8 protein-coding genes are annotated in these 8,631 nt (G+C 62.3%); 7 read left to right on the forward strand and 1 reads right to left on the reverse strand.

Features of this window, described 5'->3' with window-relative positions; genetic code table 11:
- Positions 1-1,592: 1,592 nt before the first annotated feature.
- A complete protein-coding gene (locus IB235_RS24135) occupies positions 1,593-1,988 on the reverse strand; it encodes a VOC family protein (RefSeq protein ID WP_192338894.1) in 396 nt (131 codons plus the stop codon).
- Between the two features lie 323 nt (positions 1,989-2,311).
- Here IB235_RS24135 and IB235_RS24140 point away from each other — a divergent pair, with 323 nt between their 5' ends.
- The 7 genes from IB235_RS24140 to IB235_RS24170 all read left to right on the forward strand — a co-directional run bounded on the left by IB235_RS24140 (position 2,312) and on the right by IB235_RS24170 (position 8,381).
- On the forward strand, positions 2,312-3,010 hold the full coding sequence (locus IB235_RS24140) for a FadR/GntR family transcriptional regulator (RefSeq protein ID WP_192338895.1): 699 nt from the start codon (positions 2,312-2,314) through the stop codon (positions 3,008-3,010).
- A 180-nt stretch (positions 3,011-3,190) separates the two neighbouring features.
- The gene (locus IB235_RS24145) at positions 3,191-3,736 is read left to right on the forward strand and encodes a TRAP transporter small permease (RefSeq protein ID WP_192338896.1); all 546 of its coding nucleotides are present in this window, start codon (positions 3,191-3,193) and stop codon (positions 3,734-3,736) included.
- Positions 3,733-5,013: a TRAP transporter large permease subunit gene (locus tag IB235_RS24150; RefSeq protein ID WP_192338897.1), complete on the forward strand. Its 1,281-nt coding sequence runs from the start codon at positions 3,733-3,735 to the stop codon at positions 5,011-5,013. The genes IB235_RS24145 and IB235_RS24150 overlap by 4 nt, the downstream gene beginning before the upstream one ends.
- 49 nt (positions 5,014-5,062) lie before the next feature.
- A complete protein-coding gene (locus tag IB235_RS24155) occupies positions 5,063-6,058 on the forward strand; it encodes a DctP family TRAP transporter solute-binding subunit (RefSeq protein WP_192338898.1) in 996 nt (331 codons plus the stop codon).
- A gap of 54 nt (positions 6,059-6,112) precedes the next feature.
- Complete coding sequence (locus IB235_RS24160) at positions 6,113-6,943, forward strand: carbon-nitrogen hydrolase family protein (RefSeq protein ID WP_192338899.1); 831 nt, start codon at positions 6,113-6,115, stop codon at positions 6,941-6,943.
- On the forward strand, positions 6,940-7,719 hold the full coding sequence (locus tag IB235_RS24165) for an HpcH/HpaI aldolase/citrate lyase family protein (RefSeq protein WP_192338900.1): 780 nt from the start codon (positions 6,940-6,942) through the stop codon (positions 7,717-7,719). Before IB235_RS24160 ends, IB235_RS24165 begins: the two co-directional genes overlap by 4 nt.
- Positions 7,716-8,381, forward strand: coding sequence for an RraA family protein (locus tag IB235_RS24170; RefSeq protein ID WP_192338901.1), 666 nt, complete (start codon positions 7,716-7,718; stop codon positions 8,379-8,381). Before IB235_RS24165 ends, IB235_RS24170 begins: the two co-directional genes overlap by 4 nt.
- Positions 8,382-8,631 lie beyond the last annotated feature (250 nt).

An 8,631-nucleotide genomic window follows, 5' to 3' on the forward strand; every position in this document is an offset into this window, starting at 1 on the left:
GCCACGCGCGCCTTGAAGCCCGCGTCATGGTTCCTGCGTTTCCGCATTCCTGGTCTCCTCGTTCTGGGAGATCAGCAAACGTCAGATCGTAGCTTCCGTCACTGTCCGAGTTCCGGGGAGTAGCTCAGCTCGCCATGAGCGGCGCGGGGCCGCTGGTGATTGTAGAGTGAGTCTACGAACGCCATCGGTTCGAGAGAGTGGCCGAAAAATCCAGCCACTGATGGCGCACGTGGCCTGAGATCCGGTCTCCCAGGCGTGCAGACGGACGCTTCATATTTCAGCGACCGCCACAGGTGCTCGATGCAGACGTTGTCGATCCAACGCCGCTGGCCACCCCTCAAGATCTGGGTGCCGATCCGCTTCAGCCGATCCATGCGAAGGATGTGAACTGTGAACCTTGGTCGGTATTCATGATCTCGGGCGGACCATAGCGGTGGATGGCCTCGTGCAGCGCCTCGGCGCGAGACAGTCGGCCTCCAGCGTGTTCGATATGCGCCAGGCCAGCACCTTGCGGGTGAACCAGTCCATGATGGCCCCCGGATACAGAAATGAGCCATCGCGGTGCCATCGGTTCGAGCCCGGCGAATGCGCTGCATCGGCAGAGAGGTGACGTCGGCCCACCAGACCTGGCCGGGGCGATCCACCCGAAGCCCGCCCGAGCCAGAGGGACAGGTGTTGCGCCCCTTTCTCGGCTTGCTGGTGTTGGGCTTGTGGTAGATCGGCAGTGAGGAGGTTCAGAAAACAGTCCGAGGGGCTGTTTTCCCGACGAACGCGCATGAGCCGCATCCGCCGTCGGATGCGCTTCTGGTTCACGCCATGACCGTCTGCAGGCTGACGCGGCACCACCGGGACTTCCGCAGATGCCAGGTCAGATGCCGGACGCCGGAGAAGGGCGTGTTCAGGAACTGCCGATCGATCAGCCGCATCAGCCCGAGGGTCCGCTCCGTTTCGCCCGCCGGCGTGGTCAAACGACAAGCACTGCGCCTCGATCGACAGCGCCGGATGGTCCCGCTCAATCCTCCCGTTCGGCATTGTCTCTCGGACCAATGACGTCCCAATGCCTCATCACTTGCCGGTCCACGGCTTGCGCTGTCGCGACAAAAAATCATCGGCACCGGCATTCGCCCGCTCTCTCGGACCAATGGCGCTCACGGGCTCATTCCCCCGATCCTTGCATGCCGCGCCCGAACCGCTTCCTCATCCACTTCCGCCGCGGGCTTCTTGTTGCCCCGCTCTCCGCAGCCCAGTCGAGCAAGGCGCACGCCATTCTCCTCGGACCAATGGCGGACTATGGCTCGCTCCCCTGGTGGATCATCGCCGGATGCACGCCTTATTCGGCCGCCGGCTCCGACACCCTGCGCGCGCCTTCATGGCTTCCAGCGCCATGCGCGCCGTGAAGCCCGCGCCATGGTTCCGACGTTTCCGCATTCCTGATCTCCTCGTCCTTGGCGACCAGAAAACGTCAGATCGGAGCTGCCGTTACCGCCCGATCCGGGGAGGGACTCACAATTGTAGCCGGACGGCTTAATTCCTGAAGCGCTTTCCTGCTCAATCCTACGCAGCCAATAGCTGCTTGCGAGCCGTTTGGGCGGCTAGGCGGAGGTCGTTAGAATATCCTCGTGCAAGCAGAGGATGTTTCCCTCGGAATCGTTAAACCACGCGGCCTTTTCAGAGCCCAGTACACAGATGTGGTCGACCGTTTTTAGCCCCGGCAGGTCGTATTCAGAGAACACCACGCCGCGGCCCTTGAGCTGCTCAATTACTGAGCGGATGTCATCGACACGAAAGCTCAATGCGGTGTGTTCGGCCTTGGTGCCTTCGGTCTTGGGAAACAAGGCGATCTCGGTGCCGCCGCAGTGATAAATCACCTTTCCATCTAAACGTTCCTCACCTGCTGGCAGCGACAGCGCCCGCTCGTAGAAATCGCGCGCCCGAGCAAGATCGCGGACCGGCAGCATTACCGTAATCTGACTACGACTGAATTGCATGGCATCCTCCCGTCGGGGACCCTAAGGCAGCATCCTACGCCCGCATTCAACTGCTGGCCAGCGGCGTCAAAGACCACGGCGCTTGCCTGCAAGGGCTGAGTTGCTGCGACCGGCAGCCCTGGACCTGATCCAAACCCATTTCCCCGAGCCGCTCACCAAGACTTGCCCGATCAAAGGTACTCCGTTGAATGCAAGTCCCTCAACTACGGTATCGACGATCATCAAATTTCCCGGGACATGGCCGCGCCCCGCGACGTCACATCTAGCTTTCCGCTAGCTGTTGTTTTCTGTATGACATCATATCACAAACAATGGGTGGAAGCATGAGAAAACGTCGGGACAGCCTGTCCTCCATCGTCGCCAAGGATCTTGTCGAGCGCATCGAGGCGGGGGAATACGCGATTGGTGACAAGCTGCCGATCGAGGCGCAACTGGGTGAGACCTACAATGTCAGCCGCACCGTCGTCCGCGAGGCGATTGCGCATCTGCGTTCAGAAGGACTGGTTGAATCCCGACAAGGCGTCGGCGTTTTTGTCTCGGGTCGGGGTGGAGGGGTGCTGAAAATCAGCCCCGAAAAGACTGGAGAGCTGGCCGAAATCCTGGAAATCCTGGAGCTGCGTCTGGGTGTCGAAGTCGAGGCGGCAGGATTGGCGGCACAACGCCGGGACGAAGAAAGTCTTGGCAAGATTATGAAAAACCTTGACCAGACCGCAGATCTGGACGCGTTCTCTCAGAATGCCCGTGAATGGGACTTTGCCTTTCACATGGCCATCGCCGAAGCGACCGGCAACAGCTACATGCCGCGCTTCATGGCCTTCATTGGGCCGGTGATCATCCCGCGCAGTCAGCTGATCCATGCCTCGGTTCCCAATCTGACACGCGACTATCTGGCCAAGATGAATGACGAACATCGCCGCATCGCCGAAGCCATCCAGCGTCAGGATGTGCTGGATGCGCGCGAAGCAATGCGCTTCCACCTGGTCGGCAGCCTTGAGCGTTACAGAAAGCTGACGGTCGCATGATTCATATGTTGACAGTCATCATACAATTAAAATACCACCAAGGCCGACAGGGAGAACGCGGAGCATAAAGACCCGAAAAGGGCGGTGCGCTCGGAACAGTGCGGTTTGGGCTGATGGCAAGTTCGCGTCCTCTGTCAGGAATGAGGGGAAACACCCCTTCCTTTTGACAGCGGAGAGAACATGACCGCCTTCAGGAATATCTATCTTGGGATCTTACGCTGGGTCGTGATCCTCTGCATGGCGGGGATGCTCTGCCTGATCTTTGCCAATGTCGTGCTGCGCTATGCGTTCAACAGCGGCATCTACCTGTCCGAGGGCGTCTCGGGCCTGCTTTATGTCTGGATGACCTTTGTCGGCGCGCTGCTGGTGCTTTACGACCGCGGCCATATCGGCGTCGACATGCTGTTCCGCCGCCTGCCCGCCGCGATGCGCCGGACGGCATTCGCGCTGACCCATGCGGTGATGCTGTACGTCACCTGGCTGCTGCTGGCCGGAAGCTGGCAGCAGATGGTCATCAACCTGCATGTCATTTCTCCGGCCACGCATCTGCCGATCGGGACGATGTATCTGGCGGGCGTGTTTTTCGCCGCGATGAGCGGGCTTTTCCTGCTGACCCAGCTTGTCCTGCTGTTCACCGGCCGACTGGCCGATGACGAGCTGACCGTTTCGGTGTCCGAGGACGAAGACGAGGCCGAGCGCCTGATGGCCCAAGGAGCGCTGAAATGACCGTTGCCCTTTTCACCGGGTCGCTGCTGCTGGTCATCGCTATCGGCGCCCCCATCGCCTATGCGCTGATCATCACCGGCGCCGCACTGATGTGGCAGATGGGTCTGTTCGACGGACAGATCATCGCCCAGAACCTGCTGAACGCCGTCGACAGCTTTCCGATGATCGCCATTCCGCTGTTCATTCTGGCGGGCGAGGTCATGAACACGGGCGGCCTGTCGCGTCGCATCATCGCTCTGGCGCAATCGCTGCTGGGCCATCGCCGCGGCGGGCTGGGCTATGTCGTGATTTTTGCGGGCGTGCTTCTGTCCAGCCTGTCTGGCTCGGCGCTGGCCGATGCGGCTTCGCTTTCGGCGCTGCTGCTGCCCATGATGGTCGCCGCCGGGCACAGCAAGGAGCGCGCTGGCGGGCTGATCGCCTCGGCCTCGATCATCGGGCCGATCATTCCGCCCAGCATCGGCTTTATCGTCTTTGGTGTCGCGACCAACCTGTCGATCAGCAAGCTGTTCATGGCCGGGATCGCGCCAGGCCTGATGATCGCGCTGGCACTGGCGATCACCTGGTTCTTTGTTTCGCGTTCCGAAAACGTCACCCCCACGCCGCGCGCCAGTTGGGCCGAACGGGGCCGTGCGCTGATCGACAGCTTCTGGGCACTGATGCTGCCGGTCATCATCATCGTCGGGCTGCGCTTTGGCATCGTGACGCCGACCGAGGCCGCCGCCGTCGCCGCCGCCTATTCGCTGTTCGTCGCCATGTTCATCTATCGCGAGCTGTCGCTGGACGACCTGAAAGAGGTCACCTTCCGCGCCGGTAAGACTGCGGCGGGCGTGATGTTCCTGGTGGCCGCCGCCGCAATTCCGGCATGGATGATCACCATCGCCGATATTCCCGGCCAGGTCATCGGCATGGTCCAGCCGTTCATGGACAATCCCAAGCTGCTGGTCTTTGTCCTGATGGCGCTGATCATCGTCGTCGGCACGGCCATGGACCTGACGCCGACGATCCTGCTGTTGGGCCCGATCCTCGTGCCCGTCGTCACCGCCGCAGGGATCGATCCGATCTATTTCGGTGTGCTGTTCATGATCAACTGCGCCATCGGCCTGATCACTCCTCCGGTCGGGACCGTGCTGAACGTGGTCTGCGCCGTCGGCAAGATGGAATACGAGGCGCTGTTCAGGGGCACACTTCCCTTCTTTCTTGCGCAGGTCGCGGTGCTGTTCCTGCTGGTCCTGTTCCCCGAACTGGTGACCGTCCCCGCCGCATGGATCTCTCATTAAAGGGCGCCAAGACCCTAACCCTTACCCTCCTCCCAACAAGGATATCGACATGAAAGCCATCCTCGGTCTTTTGACCGCAGCCCTTCTTGCGACCGGCGTACAGGCGCAGGACTACAATTCCCGCATGATCAAGTTCGCCGCCACCGGTCAGGCGGGCACCCCGCCGGTGCTGGGCATGCAGATCTTTGCCGACAAGCTGGCCGAACGCAGCGGCGGCAAGCTGAACACCAAGGTCTTCGCCAATGGCGTGCTGGGAGGTGACGTGCAGGTCCTGTCCTCGCTGCAAGGCGGCGTGGTCGAGATGATGGTCTGGAACGCTGGCAACATGATCACGCAGGAACAGGATTTCGGCATTCTCGACCTGCCGTTCATCTATCAGGATGTCACGGTCATGGACGGGTTGCTGGATGGCGAGGTCGGCAAGAAGCTGACCGACCAGCTGCCCGAACATGGCGTGGTCGGTCTGGCCTTCTGGGAACAGGGCTTCCGCCTGCTGACCAACAACAAGCACGAGATCAACAAGCTTGAGGACATTTCCGGGCTGAAAATCCGCGTGCAGCAGAACCAGCTGCTGGTCGATATGTGGGCGGCGCTTGGCGCGAACCCGACGCCACTGGCGGTGACCGAGCTTTACACCGCGCTGGAAACCGGTGCCGTGGATGGGCAGGAAACCACTGCGCCCTTCATCCTCGGCTCGAAGTATCACGAGGTGCAGAAGTACGTCTCGGTCACGCGGCACAATTACAACCCGCAGATCGTCCTGATCGGCAAGCCCTTCTGGGACAAGCTGACCGAAGATGAACAGAAGCTGATCATCGAGGTCGCCCGCGAAACCGCGATCGAGCAGCGCCAGATCTCGCGCGATGCACAGGTCTCGGCGCTGCAGTCGATCCGCGATGCGGGCAATACCGTGACCGAGATCGACCCGGCGGAATTGCAGCGCATGAAAGACGCGGTGCGTCCGGTCATCGCGAAATATGCCGCGACCTTCGACCCCGAGTTGACCCAGACCGTGTTCGACGCGGTGGGCTTCAAGCTGGACTGACCCTTGCGGGGGGCGGATCGCACGCCCCTCTTCACCCTCTACCGGAAGACATCCATGAAGATCTCATTCGCCCAGTTCTCGCCCGTCCATGGCGACACCGCAGCCACCACGGCGCTTGTCGCGGAAAAAGCGCGCGAGGCCGCCGCCTCGGGCAGCCGCCTGATCGCATTCCCGGAATGCTTCCTGACCGGGGGCGCGTTCGACGACCGCGAAAGCCTTGTCGCGGCGGCGGTCGATATCGAGCGGGGCGATCTGGAGCCGATCCTTACCGCCGCGCGCGACACCGGCATTCATGTCGTGGTGGGTTTCTATCAGCGACGCGGCGATCAGGCGCTGAACACCGCCGCCCTGATCGGACCGCAGGGCATCATCGGGTTGCATCACAAGATGCACCTGCCCTTCATGATCGGCGACCGCTTCGTCGATATTCCCCCGATCGACGGCCCCTCGGTCTTCGACACCGAAATCGGCCGCATTGGCATCGCCATCTGCTACGAAATTCGCTTCCCCGAGGTCGCCCGCACCCTGGCGCTGGAAGGAGCCGAGCTGATCGTCCTGCCCGCCGCCTGGCCCGAGGCCGCACGCATCCTGCCCGACCTGTTCAGCCGCGTCCGTGCCGCCGAGAATTTCGTCTACTTCTTGTCCGCGAACCGCAATGACATCGATGACGGCATGCAGTTCATGGGCTCCAGCCACGTGATCGGCCCGGACGGGCGCGAGATCATCAATGCCGGTATGGATGACGGAATCTTCTCGGTCGAAATCGAGCTGGAGCAGGCCCGCGTCAAGTCGATCATCCGCGATCCGGGCATCTACGAGGTTCATCCCTGGCGCGACCGCCGCCCGCAGGATTACGCCATCTGCACCAAGGCGGCCGTGCTATGAGCCTGCGCGACAGGTTGGATCGCCCGACCTTCGGGATGAACGTCTATTCCGGCGCGCCCGCAGCAGTCGAGATCGCCGGGAACTGGGGGCTGGATTTCGTTTTCATCGATGCCGAGCACACCGCGCTTGGCCTTGATCTGCCGATGGAGCGGATGATCCTCGCGGCAAGGCTGGCCGGGGTCGCCCCCCTTGTGCGCGTCCCGGACAGCACGCCGACCGGCTTGCGCAAGGCGTTGGAACTGGGGGCCGAAGGGGTCATCATCCCACAGGTCCATACCGCCGCCCAGATGCGCGAGATCGTCGCCGCAACCAAGTTCCCGCCACTGGGTCGTCGCGGCGGCGACAGCTCGGTCCGGTCGGCGAACTATGGCGGTCCGGGCTTTGACTGGGCCGAATATGCCGCACGCGCCAACCACGAGACGTTGCTGCTGCCGATGGCCGAAAGCCCGGAATTCTTTGCCGAAATCGACGCCATCCTTGACGTTCCCGGCATCGACGCCGTGCATTTCGGCCCGGCCGATTACTCGCTCTCCTGCGGAATCCCGGTCGATTACGCCATGCGCCATCCTCAGGTGCGCGAGGCCATGCGCGAGCTGATCGCCAAATGCCACGCTCGCGGCATCAAGATCATGCTGCCCTGCTTCCCCTATGAGGCGGCGCAGGTCTCCGAATTGCTGGACGAGGGCGCGGACATGCTTCTGGTCGGAAATGACATGGCCTTCCTGAACGCGGGCTGCCGCAATGCCACGGCGCTGGCCAAGGGGGCGCGGGCATGATCCGCCATCCCCGGCCCGACCCGGTGGCGCTGGACGCGGAACTGCTTGCCGCGATGCGCGGCATTCAGCCAGCCTCGTTGGGCCATTACCTGACGACGGGCATCCTCTCTCCCGACATTCGGCCTCTGACGGGTGGCAAGCTGCTGGGCCGCGCCGTCACGGTGCGCCAACCGCTGCCCGATGCCATTCCGGTGCATGTCGTGCTGGACGAATTGCAGGCGGGCGATGTGCTGGTGATCGACCGGGCTGGAGATCACCATGTCGCCTGCGTGGGCGAGATGGTCGCCCGCGCCGCCCATGCTGCCGGTGCCGCAGGCATCGTTGTCGACGGGATCGTCACCGATATCGAGGAACTGCGCGAGATCGGCCTGCCGGTCTATGCCCGCGGGCTGAACGTCGTCACCACGCGCGTTTTGAACGTGCCGGGTGCCGAACTGTTCGGGCCGGTCATCATCGGCGGCGTGATCATCCGCAGCGGCGATCTGCTGTTCGGGGACGCGAACGGGCTGTTGCGGCTTGATCCGACCGACGAGGCACTTCCAACCCTCGTCAAGCGCGCCTTGGCTGATGAGGCACGAGAGATCGAATGGCGGCAGCGCCTTACAGCGGGGGAATCGCTGGCCCGGCTGAACGGCTCGGACGCCTATCGAGCAACGCATTAGCCCGACCTGACGAGCATAGCAAAGGCCCGGAGGTAAAAGCCGGGCCGTCCAATCTCATTCTGCGCAAAGGCAAATCTGGCATCAGCTGCCGTTGTGCTGAACCGGGCGCTCTGCAGAAGTTCCGTAAGCGCTGCCCCCATCCCACCTTCCAGCGCGGTTCTTGATGGGATCATTGGCTTCCATCGAGGTTGGATGATGGAGCTTCTCCATGGAGACTACATTGGAGGTTCTCTCGGTTGGCGGCTCCGGT

It is taken from the genome of Paracoccus sp. PAR01, from assembly GCF_014851995.1.
Lineage (GTDB): Bacteria > Pseudomonadota > Alphaproteobacteria > Rhodobacterales > Rhodobacteraceae > Paracoccus > Paracoccus litorisediminis.